Annotated in this window: 14 protein-coding genes; 8 read left to right on the top strand and 6 right to left on the bottom strand. The window is 40.5% G+C overall.

Going from position 1 to position 14,274, the window contains the following annotated elements; all coding sequences use genetic code 11:
- Positions 1-397 precede the first annotated feature (397 nt).
- Positions 398-1,819, top strand: coding sequence for an MFS transporter (locus HC643_RS20915; RefSeq protein WP_038078160.1), 1,422 nt, complete (start codon positions 398-400; stop codon positions 1,817-1,819).
- Positions 1,820-2,713: 894 nt separating this feature from the next.
- Positions 2,714-4,219 (top strand): GGDEF domain-containing response regulator, encoded by a 1,506-nt coding sequence (locus tag HC643_RS20910; protein ID WP_038078163.1) that lies wholly within the window; start codon positions 2,714-2,716, stop codon positions 4,217-4,219.
- A 281-nt stretch (positions 4,220-4,500) separates the two neighbouring features.
- On the opposite strand, the gene HC643_RS20905 is transcribed toward HC643_RS20910, so the two are convergent.
- Complete coding sequence (locus HC643_RS20905) at positions 4,501-4,905, bottom strand: phosphomannose isomerase type II C-terminal cupin domain (protein WP_050045338.1); 405 nt, start codon at positions 4,903-4,905, stop codon at positions 4,501-4,503.
- A 394-nt stretch (positions 4,906-5,299) separates the two neighbouring features.
- On the opposite strand from HC643_RS20905, the gene HC643_RS20900 reads away from it, so the two are divergent.
- Positions 5,300-6,010, top strand: coding sequence for a hypothetical protein (locus HC643_RS20900; protein ID WP_038078165.1), 711 nt, complete (start codon positions 5,300-5,302; stop codon positions 6,008-6,010).
- Positions 6,011-6,219: 209 nt separating this feature from the next.
- On the opposite strand, the gene HC643_RS20895 is transcribed toward HC643_RS20900, so the two are convergent.
- Positions 6,220-6,408, bottom strand: coding sequence for a helix-turn-helix domain-containing protein (locus HC643_RS20895; protein WP_050045339.1), 189 nt, complete (start codon positions 6,406-6,408; stop codon positions 6,220-6,222).
- A gap of 221 nt (positions 6,409-6,629) precedes the next feature.
- Here HC643_RS20895 and HC643_RS20890 point away from each other — a divergent pair, with 221 nt between their 5' ends.
- Positions 6,630-6,902, top strand: a complete 273-nt coding sequence (locus HC643_RS20890) for a hypothetical protein (RefSeq protein WP_038078166.1) — start codon at positions 6,630-6,632, stop codon at positions 6,900-6,902.
- A 184-nt stretch (positions 6,903-7,086) separates the two neighbouring features.
- Here HC643_RS20890 and HC643_RS20885 read toward each other — a convergent pair whose 3' ends face one another.
- The gene (locus HC643_RS20885) at positions 7,087-7,473 is read right to left on the bottom strand and encodes a cupin domain-containing protein (RefSeq protein WP_050045340.1); all 387 of its coding nucleotides are present in this window, start codon (positions 7,471-7,473) and stop codon (positions 7,087-7,089) included.
- A 229-nt stretch (positions 7,474-7,702) separates the two neighbouring features.
- Here HC643_RS20885 and HC643_RS20880 point away from each other — a divergent pair, with 229 nt between their 5' ends.
- Together HC643_RS20880 and HC643_RS20875 are read left to right on the top strand one after the other, a co-directional pair.
- On the top strand, positions 7,703-8,320 hold the full coding sequence (locus HC643_RS20880) for a GDSL-type esterase/lipase family protein (RefSeq protein ID WP_038078169.1): 618 nt from the start codon (positions 7,703-7,705) through the stop codon (positions 8,318-8,320).
- A gap of 26 nt (positions 8,321-8,346) precedes the next feature.
- Positions 8,347-9,084 (top strand): aspartyl/asparaginyl beta-hydroxylase domain-containing protein, encoded by a 738-nt coding sequence (locus HC643_RS20875; protein WP_038078170.1) that lies wholly within the window; start codon positions 8,347-8,349, stop codon positions 9,082-9,084.
- 178 nt (positions 9,085-9,262) lie between these two features.
- Here the strand turns inward: HC643_RS20875 and HC643_RS20870 are convergent, their stop codons facing one another.
- Complete coding sequence (locus HC643_RS20870; RefSeq protein WP_038078174.1) at positions 9,263-10,447, bottom strand: MFS transporter; 1,185 nt, start codon at positions 10,445-10,447, stop codon at positions 9,263-9,265.
- A gap of 199 nt (positions 10,448-10,646) precedes the next feature.
- The gene (locus HC643_RS20865; protein ID WP_050045341.1) at positions 10,647-10,859 is read right to left on the bottom strand and encodes a hypothetical protein; all 213 of its coding nucleotides are present in this window, start codon (positions 10,857-10,859) and stop codon (positions 10,647-10,649) included.
- An 18-nt stretch (positions 10,860-10,877) separates the two neighbouring features.
- On the opposite strand from HC643_RS20865, the gene HC643_RS20860 reads away from it, so the two are divergent.
- Together HC643_RS20860 and HC643_RS20855 are read left to right on the top strand one after the other, a co-directional pair.
- Positions 10,878-12,572: a GH3 auxin-responsive promoter family protein gene (locus HC643_RS20860; protein WP_050045342.1), complete on the top strand. Its 1,695-nt coding sequence runs from the start codon at positions 10,878-10,880 to the stop codon at positions 12,570-12,572.
- 99 nt (positions 12,573-12,671) lie between these two features.
- Positions 12,672-13,031, top strand: a complete 360-nt coding sequence (locus HC643_RS20855; RefSeq protein WP_038119357.1) for a hypothetical protein — start codon at positions 12,672-12,674, stop codon at positions 13,029-13,031.
- A gap of 23 nt (positions 13,032-13,054) precedes the next feature.
- Here HC643_RS20855 and argJ read toward each other — a convergent pair whose 3' ends face one another.
- A complete protein-coding gene (argJ, locus tag HC643_RS20850; protein WP_050045343.1) occupies positions 13,055-14,218 on the bottom strand; it encodes a bifunctional glutamate N-acetyltransferase/amino-acid acetyltransferase ArgJ in 1,164 nt (387 codons plus the stop codon).
- Positions 14,219-14,274: the final 56 nt, after the last annotated feature.

Here is a 14,274-nt window from a genome sequence, read left to right as displayed (position 1 = left end):
ACCATCATAAAAATAAAAAAGATGCAACATTCTCTGGTGGTAAAGAGTCAAAATGTAGCGATCGCGTGCGTTGTTCGAGTTGCGCTATAACTTTCTTTGAACCACAAGTGTAAAGATTATTTGCGTCTTCGTTTCAAAATTCCATTTTGGTTCTCAATGGCGCATTAGAATCTCATTTGCATAAAAAAGCTTAACAAACTTCAACCATCGGAAACAGTATTTCATCCTTAGGTGCAATTTTATTTTTGCTTTATGTTTCGGTAGATTGAGAAACGTATCCTACTTGCGATCGTTACATTAGCTGTAGCGGTCACGCTAGTGTTCAGTTGAGAAGCTCTAGCACTCATATGGTCTGTCCTTACCCATCTAATTTCGTAGCTTAATAACTTAATTTATAGTGAACAATTTATCTTCTCCTACTTTAGAAGCACTGGAACCTCTTCCTGGCTCGGTACGAGCACCCAAAACCGATGCGAGCGCAAAAATTTCTAAACAAGCCATAAGAACCAGCCTGAAGGCATCCACCATAGATGGCATCTTAGCCAGTATTTTTACTAACATTACTAGTGGTGTTTTGCTGGTAAACTTTCTACTTGAATTAGGGGCAACACCAGTGGAAATTGGTTTGCTGTCTTCAATTCCCATGCTCGTCAACTTTTTACAACCATTAGGAGCATTTATTGCAGACCGTACCAAGAGCCGTCATTGGTATGTGCTAGCCATTTTTGGTCCATCCAGACTGTTATGGCTGACTCTATTGTTAGGGATCGCGTGGGTGGGTTCTTCCAACAACCATCAACATCAGTTGGTTACCTGGACATTAAGTATAATTTTTATCGCTAACGTTTTAGGAGCTTTAGGTTCTTCAGCCTGGTTTAGCTGGATGGCTGCTTTAGTTCCCCAACAATTAAGGGGCAGATATTTTGGTTTTCGCAATAGTACGGCAAGCCTAACAAACCTCTTGTGCGTACCACTGCTTGGATTTGGCATATCCAATTGGCCTGGTGGCACAATTCAAGGTTTTGGTGTGATGTTGTTGTGTGGAGTCGTCGTTGGAATAGCAAGTTTAGTGTGTCAGTTTTGGATGCAAGATGTCAATCCACAAGTCACTCATACTAGAACTTTGCCCGAGCAACAGAAAAACCAACCTAAAAAGGCAAGTATCTTTAAAGATATCAACTTTATCAAATTATTATTGTACTTGGGTTTGTGGACGTTTGCAGTCAACCTGAGCACACCGTTCTTTAATCTTTATATGATGAGAGATTTAGCTTTGGATTTAAGTACGGTTACGCTTTACACCAGTTTAGCAGCTGGCGCAAACTTAATCTTGTTGGTACTGTGGGGGAAGCTAGCTGACAGAATGGGGAATCGTCCGCTTCTACTATTAGTTGGTATTTTGATGGCAGTGACACCAATATTTTGGTTGTTTGCTGGTGCTGATTCAGTTTCTGTATGGATATTGTTACCAACAATCCATTTGCTAACTGGTGGTTCCATAGCAGCAATTGAGTTGTGCAGCAGCAATATTCAAATGTCAGTCGCTCCTTTAGATCGTCCTTCTCAGTATTTTGCCATTGCTGCAGCCGTTGCTGGTGTCAGTGGAGGTTTGGGTTCAACTGTTGGTGGCTTTATAGCTGGGCTAAATATTATTGGGGGTTTACCCGGACTGTTTGCTCTTTCAGCTGTTTTGCGATTAATTGCTCTACTACCTTTGCTTTTTGTTCAAGAACCACGCAGCCAGTCACTTATTGACATTCTGCGAAATGTCTTACCGAATAAGTCGCAACCTACATTGGTTTCAGAAGTCAAAATTTAAACAGCATTTTTCAGGTAAATGAAGTCCATCGGTAGGGGTGCGGCGGTCTTGCGCCCCTACAACAATCTGTACCTTACACTTGTTGCAATCTGCTGTAGATTGCTTGACCAAAAGTTTACGCACATACAACGAGTCATTAAATCTCAAGCCCTAATTTGAGAGATCCAAGTTAATCGCGAGCGGTGGAAAGTTAATTAACCGTCCATTCGATCCGACTGGAGAGCGCCTCATTGATGATGCAATTTTCATTTAAAGTAGAGATAGTTTGCAATACGGTTCAGTTAACAATATCTCATCCTTAAAGAGCCTACCTTAAAAAGGCTACGGTGGTGTACAGATCTCTAGAAAAAATATGAAACACCCGGATAACAGGGAAAGTGGATTCCAATTCCCCCCTTTTTAAGGGGGCTAGGGGGGATTGAGCCTTATCTGAACCATATTGAGATAGTTTGCATACAAGCTAAGGGTGGAATAATACTTAAAATTTTCGTATATTTTGTTATTGAAAAGATGAAGTTACTTTCAATTGAGTAGTTAAAAAATCAAGGATATCTCTTGATTTTTTTGTCAGTAAATTCAGGGAAACCTGAAAATTTCCATTCTTCATCCTTTATCTTTTATACTTTCTTAAGTTAATCAATTTTTAACTTTACCTATACAAAGTTCCATAACTATCCGGAATATGGTCAATCTGTCTTTATTTTTTTCTTCAGTATTTGTGCTGAAAAAAGAAACAACATGACTACAAGTACAAAATTCCGGATTTTAAACACAATAATGTAGATTTAATTGCTTGAGAATTTTTTCGTCATAAATACGATGGTTGTTTTAACTTTTATAAAGCAAAAGTAGAAATATGAATAAATTGTTTTTATAGTTTTGTCATCTTAGCCAATGAGTTATACAAAGAAAAATACTTTAAGAGCAGAAATTTTGGTAGTAGATGATACACCGTCTAATTTAGGATTACTATTTAAAATCCTGGGAAAAAATGGTTATAAAATTAGACCTGTAACAAGCGGTCAAGCAGCGCTTGAAGTAGCCTTAATCTCACCGCCAGACTTGATTTTGCTGGATATTCTTATGCCAGATATGAGTGGATATGAAGTTTGTCAAAAGTTGAAAATAGATCCACAAACTAGAGATATTCCAATTATTTTTCTCAGCGGCTTAAGTGAAGGCTTAGATAAAGCTAAAGCATTTCAGGTTGGAGCAGCAGATTATGTGACCAAACCATTTCAAGTTCAAGAAATTTTGGCACGAGTTAACAATCAAATTATGATTCTTTCTCAAAAACAGCAGTTAGAAAGAGAGATTTTACAGCGCCAACAAACAGAAGCAGCATTGCGATCTCAATACCAGCGCGAGCAAACTCTAAATCGAATGATTCAAGCAATCCGTAATTCTTTAGATTTACCTGCTATCTTTTCTACAACTGTGGCAGCTATCGGTACTTTAGTCGAAGCTCATTGGGTTGGGATCATGCAGTATTCGCCCAACCAAGAAACTTGGGAACTCGTAGAACAATATTTACCTCCAACATTTTCCCTAACTGCACAAAGACAAGAGTTTTTTCCTATAGAAAATTTTTTAGCCGCACAACTCGAACAGTTACAAACCTTTTGTTTGGATAAATTGAATCAAGCAAGTGATAGTTTAAATTTGATCCAACACTATTCCAAAATTTGCTTACCCATTCCTATTTATTTAAACGAGCGGATTTGGGGAAGCCTTTGTATTGTCAGACATCAATCATCTCCTTGGACGGAATCAGACTTACAACTTATTGGAGTTGTCACTGACCAATTGGCGATCGCAATTCAGCAATCACTGCTCTATCAACAACTACAACAAGCAAATAAAGAATTAGAACGCCTTGCTCATTTAGATGGATTAACTCATGTAGCCAATCGTCGCAAATTAGACCAAGCTCTAGAACAAGAATGGCGAAGGCTTCAAAGAGAACAGTTACCTTTATCGTTAATTCTCTGTGATATTGATAATTTTAAAGGCTATAACGATGCACTTGGTCATCTAGCCGGAGACAACTGTTTGCAAACCGTTGCCAGCACGATCGGTCGTTGTATAAAACGTCCTGCTGACTTAGTTGCTCGTTATGGTGGAGATGAATTTGCAATTCTTCTTCCCAACACCACTTTAGCAGGAGCAATGCAAGTAGCGGAACTTGTGCGTGCAGAAATACAACAACTTAAATTACCATCGCCTCAATCCCCGAATGAAGGTTATGTAACATTAAGTTTGGGAGTTAGTTGTTTGATACCAACACCAGATACTCTACCTGAGGAGTTAGTCACAATAGCCGATAGAGCACTTTATCAAGCTAAAAAGCAAGGGCGCGATCGCGCAATAAATTGCAGCCTCCCCATTTCATCTACGTAATTCAGAAGGCAGAAGTACGAGGGCAGAGGGCAGAAGGACCCCTGCCTCAAGACAGGGGATTGAAACAAGGACGCCGTTTTTCCTCGTGCTACGCATCTTGGAAAAACATCTTTTTTTTAGTGGGCGCTACTCCCACAACGCGCATTTTTATTTCAGAGGACAGGAGACAGAATCCCTTCAGCATAGCTGCCTCCAGCAAGGCTGCCTTTCTTTGTAATATCCAGTTAGTTTCTTTGTAGAGACGCTTTCATTCAGCGCGTCTCTACACACAATTAGAAAAATTAACTTTCTGTTAAAGGTTGAACTAAAGTTAAATCCATAGGGCGTTCGGTATCATCTTCACCCAAATACTCTCCGTTTTGAATTTCTAGAATAATCAGTGGAATAGATCCAGGGTTTTCCACCTTGTGAAGCGTTGCAGGAGGTACAAAAGTGGACTCATTACAATTGAGTAATATTTCTTGGTTATTACAAGTAACCTTTGCAATACCTGAAACAACAACCCAATGTTCGCTGCGATGGTAATGAATTTGTGGTTTGATACTGTGCTTGGGTTTAATTTCTACACGGCTAATTCGGTAATATTCTCCTTCTTCTATGACCTCAACTCTACCCCAGTATCTCATACCAGCATGGGAGGAAGACGGATTTACGGTTAATTGAGCAGTGTTTTCAGCCTGAGCCATAATAGTTAAGTCTCTCTACCAGACAACAATCACTATTGTGTAAGGAGCTTGCGTAAGCAGAAGCTTGCGTATCAAAAACTGTAACCACGCGATCGCTCCCTAATTTGTATCTTACGTACTCGTTGCAAAGTTTAGTGTTAATGTTGACGTTCAGCCGAATACGGAAAGGATGTCGTTGGCGATCGCGCGATCGGACCCCCACCTCGAGCCAATGGATCGGTCTGGGAATGCCTTGCTCAAAGAGCAAGCAACCTATTTAAAAATAATTATTATTTTCAAATATTTTTCTGAGTTTGATGTGGGAGAGGAGGATTAGATTGGTAGCGTACAGACAGAAAAAAGGAGAAATGTTACGTTTAATGCTAAAGTAACTTGTCAAAACTGGAGAAAACTGGTGACTTTTAAGCCCGAACAACAGAGTCAAGAACTCATCGAAATAATTGAACAGCAATTGCAAAAAATAGATAAATTTCTAAGTAGTTTTCAAGAAGAGTTCGATATTGAACAATTAACTGATAATTTAAAACTCAGTGAATGTCAAATTAATTATAATAAAGATTCATCAATTATCTATGAAAACTCTGATGATTCCAAGGAGATAGAGTCTTTGCGTGAAGAAGTAGAGTTTTTGCATGAATTGGTGGATAGTCTACAATTACTTCTACTTAATGTTGAGCAGCAGCTACAAGAGGTATCGTCAGAATTGGTGGAGACAAACCGTGAGTTAATGACTGCATTTAGTACACAGTTGTATGCACACTTAAAATTTGAAGATGCTAAGAAACTGGCGTCTACACTTTTAACAAGCAAAAAATCCGCCAGGGCTTCTCTAGCTGAGCTACTGACTGCTATCTATGGTTTAAAAGTTAACCCAGATGAGTTGAGCCAAACAGACAAATTAAGTACAAGAGTAAATTCTTTAAACTATGATGCTCTTCATAAGATGCTTGCTAGGTCAAAGGAACTGAAGGCGCAATCAAAACAACTTCGTGTAACTTATAAAGAGGTGGGAGCACGTTTTATCACCTTCAAAGCTCATTATAAAAAACTTAAAATACAATGGAATAATTTCATACCAATGAAGGGAAAAAATCCCATTGCATAATCCCAATCCCCGATTTCCAATGAAGGGAAATCATTCCACTATAGGAGCGTGGTCAAAAACCTCTCACAGTCAAACAATTTTCACCTGCAATTTAATGTGAGTTCGACGAAAAAAGCTTAGAAAGGTTGCTACATGGGAATTTGAAAAATAGGATGATTTGAAAAAGTGGCAAAAAACCCGCCTGACTTACTATTTCAACCCTTCTAGCACTAAAGTCTGTAATCAGTGATAGAACGTTGCCTGACTTGATAATCTCTTAAAGCTCCCGTAGAAATTAGAGTTCTCCTATTTCTTGTAAAAGAAGAAAGCTGTCTTTTTTGCACAGCCACATACAAAGTACTCTGACTCACACCCAAACGCCTTGCTGCCTCTGCGAGTGAAACACCTTGCTTCTGCATATAATCCTGATTTCCCGGTCATTTAAATGACGACAATTACCTAATTTAATTGGAATGGTTTCTTAAGAAAATTAAAAAAATATAATAGATTGACTGCTAAGTTACGCCCTATCAGCAGGGTCATTGATTTCTTGGAAATCCCCGATCCAAATCTTGTAGGACGGGCATGGATGCCCGCACCACAAAAGAAAATTGGATATTTTTTGATTTAGAAACCCCTTATGGCTCGTGGAGTTGCTCAAAAAAACTGCACGAACTTTTTCCCTCAAAAAATGCACAAAGTCAATACCCGAGTACATAAAGGCAGAAGTCCGCTTGTCAGAGAAGCCATTGTGGTGGCGAGGCAATCGCTCATGGAGGTTTCTTCCCATAAGCGATCGCCGTGCATGGTTCCACAGGCTACAGCAGCTGGCGTGGCGCAAGGCTCGAAAGTTTTGATTGTCAGCTTTTTGTTTATGACTAATGGTTGCTTTATTTACACCAACCTGTATTAGGCTCCGCCTCCGGTTTCAATCGAATTCCGCGAGACAGCGATCGCCTCGCCAACTGCATTCATATGCTTAGGAGGGAACGAAAAAGTACTGATTGAGGGACCCCCGATTAACCAACTGTATTCTTGAAGAAGTGGGGGATCTTGCAGCTCCTGATTAATAAAGGTGACAGACTACGAGTAGCAAATTAAACTTTTGTTAAGTCTAAAGCTCGTTCCGTATCATCCTCACCTAAATACTCCCCATTTTGAATCTCCAAGATAATGAGTGGAATAAACCCTGGATTTTCTACTCGATGCAACGTTGCAGAGGGAACAAAAGTAGATTCATTCCTGTTCAATAAGATTTCTTCATGACCACAGGTAACCTTGGCAATACCTGAAACAACAACCCAATGTTCGCATCGGTGATAGTGAATTTGTTGTTTGATACTGTGTTTGGGCTTGATTTCTATTCGATTGATCCGATAGTTCTTACCTTTTTCAATGACTTCCACTTTGCCCCAGTATCTCGTAATGCATTGTAAGGAACACGAATTGACTTTTATTTGAGGAAGATTCTCATTCCGAGTCATAACTAGTTTCTCAACTAGACTGCTATAACTATTTTTTCATCTAGCCAAAGAAAAAAGCGATTGCACTCAAACATTTGTAACCAAGTTCTTATTTTTGTATAAAAATCTCTCTACCCAAACTTCTCACCCCTGTTCCCGAACCCCTGATTTTCAAGCTAAACTTTCACAAAGTTAAAAATTTCATACATCTTTACCACTGTTTTTAGTCAGATCTAAAATCAAGCTTTCCATGTCAAAAAAATTACTAGAATTCAGAATCTGTTTTCTTGGTGAATCATTTGTTAACGGTACTGGCGATCCCGAACATCTTGGCTGGGCTGGTAGGATATGTGTTAATGCTAGTAAAAAAGGTCACGATATTACCTACTATAATTTAGGGGTGAGGCGCGAAACCAGTACAGAACTAAGAGAACGGTGGTTAAGAGAAGTTTCATATCGTTTACCGAGAGAATACAACGGTAGAGTTGTCTTTTCTTTCGGCGTTAATGATACGGGAATTGAAAACGGTAAACTGCGTGTTGAGGTGGCACAATCTATAGAAAATACCCGTACTATCTTAAGTGAAGCGAAAGAATTATACCCTGTTTTAATGATTGGACCTCCACCTATCGGTGATGAAGAACAAAATGGGAGAAATCAGAGAGTCGCAAATTTATCTAAGCAATTTGCTTTGGTTTGTCAAGAATTAGATGTACCATATTTAGATATTTTTCCTATTTTAGAAAAATCACACATCTGGATAGAAGAGGCAAAAGCTAATGATGGTGCTCATCCTAAAGCTGCGGGTTATGCAGAATTTGCAGCAATTGTGCAAAATTGGAGTGGTTGGTTAAATTGGATATCTTAACAGCGACTGGTTAAAGAAGCAAGCTCATGAAAGATTTTGTAAGCGAAGTTGTTAAATCTCCCATTGTCAAAAGACTAGAGAGTTTAGTGTCTGCATATTCTTTAGTTGGAGATTCCATTTTTTTTGATAAAGAGCAATTTCCTTGGGCTAATAAGCTAGAAACAAATTGGTTAGTAATTCGCAAGGAATTAGAGCAAGTTCTCCAACACACCCATGCGTTGCCAAACTTTCAAGACATTATGCCTCGCCAACAACGCATAAGCCCCGACGATCGCTGGAAGACGTATTATTTTTATGCCTTTGGCTTCACAGCAAAAAAGAATTGCGAACGGTGTCCCGAAACGTGGAAACTATTGCAGCAAATTCCCGGTTTGAAATCAGCATTTTTTTCGATTCTAGCTCCAGGGAAGCATATTCCCGAACACAGAGGCAAGCATAAAGGGTTAATTCGATATCATTTGGGATTGATAGTACCAGAACCAAAATCTGCCTGTCGAATTCGTATTAGCGATCGAATAGCTTACTGGGAAGAGGGAAAAAGCTTGTTATTTGATGATACATTTCCCCATGAAGTGTGGAACGATACAGAAGGATACCGGGTGGTATTATTTCTAGACATTGCCAGACCGCTACGGTTTCCCCTCTCTGCTGTCAATTGGCTTGTGAATCAAATATTGTCTCTATCACCTTTAGTTAGAGAAGCAAAATCCAATCACAATACTTGGGAAAAACAGTTTGAAACGGTAGTTAGTAGGTTGGGTTGAGGAACGAAACCCAACAATAAGGGTTCAATGTTGGATAGAGGTTTGTTGGGTAGAAGAACCAAACCTAACAATAAGGGTTCAATGTTGGATTCAGCAATACCAACCAAGAGGAGCGATTTGGTTGGCATTGCCCACCTTACACAATACATTTGGCGATTTAAAATTTACTTTATATGACCTATGAGCGATCGCTGTTCATGTTTTTTTTGCTTAAGAAACTGAGAAAAGTAATGACTAGCCCTACAACACCTGCTACGTAAAACACGACTGCACCACTGCTTTTCCATACTGGTCCTAAAAAAACGGGGGATAGAAATTGTCCTAATGAAGAAACGCCAGTACCGATCGCCAATATACCAGAACGCTGATTTACTGGGGATAAATCAGATAAGATGCTGTAAAGATTGGGCATAACGATGCCAAATCCCATTCCAAATAAAAGTGCAGTGAACAAAGCTAATTGAACGTGTTCTAGATGGGGAATTGCGATTAATGTCAGCGCCATCAACCCAAACCCCACTCCAATAGCTCGGGTAACTCCCAATTTCTTGGCTAGCAAACTAGCACCGACTGCGGATACGATCGCTGCACCGATAGCTCTAGAAGCGAGAATCGCACCATTGAGGACTGTATTAGCTCCAATGGCAACTTTGAAATAAAGAGGAGCATAAACAATCACGACATAGAACATAGCTGAAGCAAGTCCCAGTCCTAGAAAGAGCATGAGGACACTGGGCTTTAACAGACTTGTAGTGAGATTTTGGGTGTTAGTTAAGTCAAGAGTCTTTGCCTGTTGAAATTTTCTTTTTCGTAAAATTAAACTAGCTGCTAGCGCTACAGGTAGTGCCAAGACGTAAAGACAGAAAGCAAACCGCCAGTGGACAGAGCCTACCCATCCGCCTAAAAGAGGAAAGATGATGCTAGCAGTTGCGAGCGCACTAGTAGCGTAACCCATAACCCGCGATCGCGATTCTCCTTCATACATTCCTCCTAGCAGACCGATACTTGCAGCCGCAATGCCACCATTACTTACACCCAACAGAGCTCGCGTCCAAAGCAAAGAGTCAAAGCTTTGCATTAGACCTCCTGCGGTACCAAACAACCCGTAGCAAACCAGAGAGAAAATCAAGACTCTCAGTTTTCCGATCCGGTCTGCCAAAATACCCAGCACTGGACTGGAGAGGGCTGTCATCAAAGTATGTACGCTGACTAAAGTTCCAGCCCATCCCGGATCGATCCGCAGTTGTTCTACAATTTCTGGAAAAACAGGTGCTACAATACCACCCGTCATGCTAGTGAGACAGCCTGCGGCTAATAGTACTAATAGTGTGGGAGCCTGTTTGGAAAAGGAAATGTTAGTCATCTATGTCTGAGTTACTTAGGTACTAGTTAACATACTAGGATGCAGAAATAGACATATAAAAGACCAAAATAGCTCCCGTTAGCTTCAACTTTTTGGTTTCTGTTGCCACAGAGTATCCCCAGAACAGAATACAGAGACATTCCATAGCATACTATACGGGGGTTGTATGCGATGTACAATTAGTTTTAGAGAAATCGACTCATAAAACTAGTACAACGATCGCGTAAATCGGGCAACCATTAGTAACAGACCAAAAGCTGGCACAAAAGCTTTTACTCCTTCTACCTTCTGTCTCCGTACTTCTGCCTTCATGTACTAGTTTCAGCATAACAAAGCTTTGTAAGGTAAAATCAGCACCTGTGGATAGAGTGAGACAAAGTAATTCTTTCACAAAAAGCTCTGTAATTAACATGACTTTTACAAAACCTCAATGGCAAATTTCTTTTTTTCACTTTTAAGTACCGCAGCCAGACAATCAAAAGCCAATTTTGTAAGAAAAACTCGTCAGATCGGTGCAGTGCAGGAGAATTTTTTACGCAACCTGCTGCTAGCACATCAAGATACTGTACTAGGTCGGGAATACGGGCTCAGAGACATCAAAACTATCGATCGCTTTCGAGAGCAGGTTCCCATTCTACCTTATAGCAGTTATGAACCGTATACTACGCGTATAGCAAAAGGTGAAGCAAACATTCTCACAGCCGAACCCGTTGCTCACCTGATTCAAAGCAGTGGTTCGACTGGAAAAAAGAAACTCGTTCCCGTCACTCGGGAAACTAAGAAATCCTTGGAAAGGGCTTATTGGATTAGCATTGGCTTTTTAAGTGAGGCGCTGTCAGCAAGAGGGCTAAAGTTTGGCAAATTAATGGTAACCAAGTCAGTACAGCTGCAAGGACGTACCGCAGGCGGTATTGAGTATGGGACAGCGGGTGAAGTAAACCTTCGCATGAGTAAGTTGATTTGCAAGCAGCTATTTGCTAACCCTTATGAGACCTTAGAGGTAGCTGATAGCTTAGCCCGTCATTATGTTTGTTTGCTATTCGCCTTGCGAGACGAGTCCATGCGGGGGATGGCGGAAAGCTTTCCCATGCTTATATTGCGGAATTGCAGCTATTTAGAACGCTATGCGGAAGAGTTAATCCGAGATATAGAGACTGGAGCGATCGCAAGTTGGTTAAAAATTGACCCAGAACTGCGAGTAAAGTTAGAGAAGGGATGGTTAGCAAATCCCAAGCGAGCCGCACAATTAAGAGCAATCTGGAAATCCTCTGGACGAATAGTCCCCAAACTTGCTTGGCCCAATTTATCATTTATTATTGCTGCACGTGGAGGAACATCAAACTTTTATTTTGAAAGATTTCCCACCTATTTTGGAGATACACCACAATTTGGCGCGGGTTATTCTACTTCAGAAGCTATTTTTGGTATTTACCACGATACTAATGATGACAGCAGTATCTTAGCAATTGAGACTGGCTTTTTTGAATTTATACCAGAAGACCAGTGGGAAGCAGAGCATCCTAAAACCTTGCTAGCTAATGAGGTAAAAACTGGAGAGCGATATCGCATTCTAGTAACCAATTACAGTGGTTTTTACCGTTACGATATTGGTGACATTGTGGAAGTTCTTGGATTTTACGAACAAACACCCCTGATTGTCTTCCGCTACCGTCAAGGTGGACTGCTTTCTGCAATAAACGAGAAGACAACCGAATTTCACGTGACGCAAGTGATGCAAGCTTTGCAAAGAGATTTCAGCGTAGCTTTAGAAGATTTTTGTATCACCTTGTGCGAAAATGATTTTCCACCTTACTATTTAGTAAACATTGAACTTACCTCCAGTCATACACTCCACAACCCCCAAGCCTTCCTAGCCAGCTTTGACAGCAAGCTAAAAGAAATTCATATTTCCTACGAAGTCAACCGCCGGGATCAAGTACCACCTCCCCGACTCCGAATTTTAGCTCCAGGTAGTTTTGCTACCCTCCGCCAGCGTCAACTACAAAAAGGAATTCCAGATGGTCAACTGAAAGTACCTCATATTAGTGAAAACCGGGCTTTTCTTACTGGTTTACCAGTTCAACACGAGATTAGATTAGCAGAGGATTTAGATAGCAATCAATAATTAATTTTCAAGTGAGATATATAACAATCCTATTTGAGATCCAAACAAGGAAGACAAGGAGGTGATTGTAATTGCAATACTTGTCGATTAAGCCTAACAATGCGAAAACACGTAGGTTGGGGAGCCACTCGCGTGGGGAGAGAAGTTGCGGTGAGTCCAGCCCTGAAAGCAGGTTTACGGCACGAGGGGACTGGCGAACCCGTAAGGGCTTGGGGGTTTCCACGTCAGATGCTTCACTTGGGCAAAGACGACAGGTGCTCCAACGGAGGAAACCTCCGCAACGCACTGTCTCCCCAAGACCGGACTGACTCCCCAATAGCAAACTTCGGAGGGTTCCCCCCCTTGAGCGATGTGGCGTTTGAGGAACGAAACCCAACATTTACAGGTATCTGTTGGGGTTGTCCAACGTACAAAAGTTCGAGAGCCCTTGCAGTATTGTATTCTATTGTTTTTAAGTAATATAGGATTCGGAGCAAAATTATCTAAGTTGAATATTTAGAATTAGTGTCTACATAACCTTCTGATAGGTCACACCCCCAAACAGTTGCAGACGCTTCACCAATATTAAGGCTGACATGGATATTCACTTTATCCTTTGCCATAATTTGTCGCAACTGTTCGAGATTTTCCTCATTTGAACTATTAGGATAAACTTGAATATCATCAAAGCTAATCACAACTTTTTCCTGATTTATTTCGCGATCGCTTTCACATTTCCCCATAGCCATAGCCACTCTTCCCCAATTGGGATCGGCTCCATACACCGCAGTTTTGACTAAAGGCGAGTTTACAATTGCTTTGGCAACTCGTTTAGCTTGTGCGTAATCGATCGCTGAATCTACCGTCACTTCAATAACTTTAGTACCGCCTTCTGCATCTTGCGCCACCATTAAGGTTAACTCACGAGCCAGTTCATATAATGCATGGGAAAATTCATGTTCCCTCACTTCTCCAGCCAAACCATTGGCAAGAATGATAGCAGTATCGCTAGTAGAAGTATCAGTATCTACACTCAGACAATTAAAAGTTTTATCTATAGTGGGTCGAAAAATAGAACGCAGTACATCTGGAGAAATAGCTGCATCTGTAAAAAAGAAAGCAAGCAGCGTTGCCATATTGGGCTCAATCATGCCAACACCTTTGGCAATTCCGACTAGCTTTGCATGCCCAACTTGCCGTGTTACCAACTTAGGTGTCTTATCGGTGGTCATAATAGCGCGAGAAGCTAAATGAAAATCAGCAGGAGTTAATTTGTTTCCTATCCCTGATAATCCTGCTCGAATTTTTTCCATTGGGTATCGTCTCCCAATAACACCTGTAGAAGCTATCAAAATATTATTTGCTGGAACTTCGGTTTCCGCAGACACAAGTTTGATGACTTCTTCTGCATCCGTTTTGCCAACAACACCATTAGCAACGTTGGCATTTTTGGAGATAACAATAATTCCTTGTGCTTTTGAATCTTTTAAGTGTTCGCGGCTAATTGTCACGCTTGGACCAGCAAAAAGACTTTGAGTAAAGACTCCATCAGCAACACTTTCAACATCCGATTTAATAAATAAAAAATCCTCACTAGTATCTCTTATGCCCAAGTTAGTTACAAATGTACTAAATCCTTGAGGTACGGAAGATGCCGTTAATTGCATATTTTTCCTAAGTTAATAATTTATGAAATGTGAGAGAATGTTTTATATTGGTATAC

Origin of the sequence: Tolypothrix bouteillei VB521301, assembly GCF_000760695.4 — a bacterium.
In the GTDB taxonomy this organism is placed as follows: Bacteria; Cyanobacteriota; Cyanobacteriia; order Cyanobacteriales; family Nostocaceae; genus Scytonema; species Scytonema bouteillei_A.
The sequence above is the reverse complement of the archived record's forward strand: the minus strand, read 5'-3'. Positions and strand labels throughout refer to the sequence as shown.

What these genes read in the sequence shown, in the direction of transcription:
- HC643_RS20910 (WP_038078163.1), top strand. Translation starts at nt 2,714, where the DNA reads ATGAGTTATACAAAGAAAAATACTTTAAGAGCAGAAATTTTGGTAGTA.
- HC643_RS20905 (WP_050045338.1), bottom strand. Translation starts at nt 4,905, where the DNA reads ATGGCTCAGGCTGAAAACACTGCTCAATTAACCGTAAATCCGTCTTCC.
- HC643_RS20895 (WP_050045339.1), bottom strand. Translation starts at nt 6,408, where the DNA reads ATGCAGAAGCAAGGTGTTTCACTCGCAGAGGCAGCAAGGCGTTTGGGT.
- HC643_RS20890 (WP_038078166.1), top strand. Translation starts at nt 6,630, where the DNA reads ATGGCTCGTGGAGTTGCTCAAAAAAACTGCACGAACTTTTTCCCTCAA.
- HC643_RS20885 (WP_050045340.1), bottom strand. Translation starts at nt 7,473, where the DNA reads ATGACTCGGAATGAGAATCTTCCTCAAATAAAAGTCAATTCGTGTTCC.
- HC643_RS20880 (WP_038078169.1), top strand. Translation starts at nt 7,703, where the DNA reads ATGTCAAAAAAATTACTAGAATTCAGAATCTGTTTTCTTGGTGAATCA.
- HC643_RS20875 (WP_038078170.1), top strand. Translation starts at nt 8,347, where the DNA reads ATGAAAGATTTTGTAAGCGAAGTTGTTAAATCTCCCATTGTCAAAAGA.
- HC643_RS20870 (WP_038078174.1), bottom strand. Translation starts at nt 10,447, where the DNA reads ATGACTAACATTTCCTTTTCCAAACAGGCTCCCACACTATTAGTACTA.
- HC643_RS20865 (WP_050045341.1), bottom strand. Translation starts at nt 10,859, where the DNA reads ATGTTAATTACAGAGCTTTTTGTGAAAGAATTACTTTGTCTCACTCTA.
- HC643_RS20860 (WP_050045342.1), top strand. Translation starts at nt 10,878, where the DNA reads ATGGCAAATTTCTTTTTTTCACTTTTAAGTACCGCAGCCAGACAATCA.
- HC643_RS20855 (WP_038119357.1), top strand. Translation starts at nt 12,672, where the DNA reads ATGCGAAAACACGTAGGTTGGGGAGCCACTCGCGTGGGGAGAGAAGTT.
- argJ (WP_050045343.1), bottom strand. Translation starts at nt 14,218, where the DNA reads ATGCAATTAACGGCATCTTCCGTACCTCAAGGATTTAGTACATTTGTA.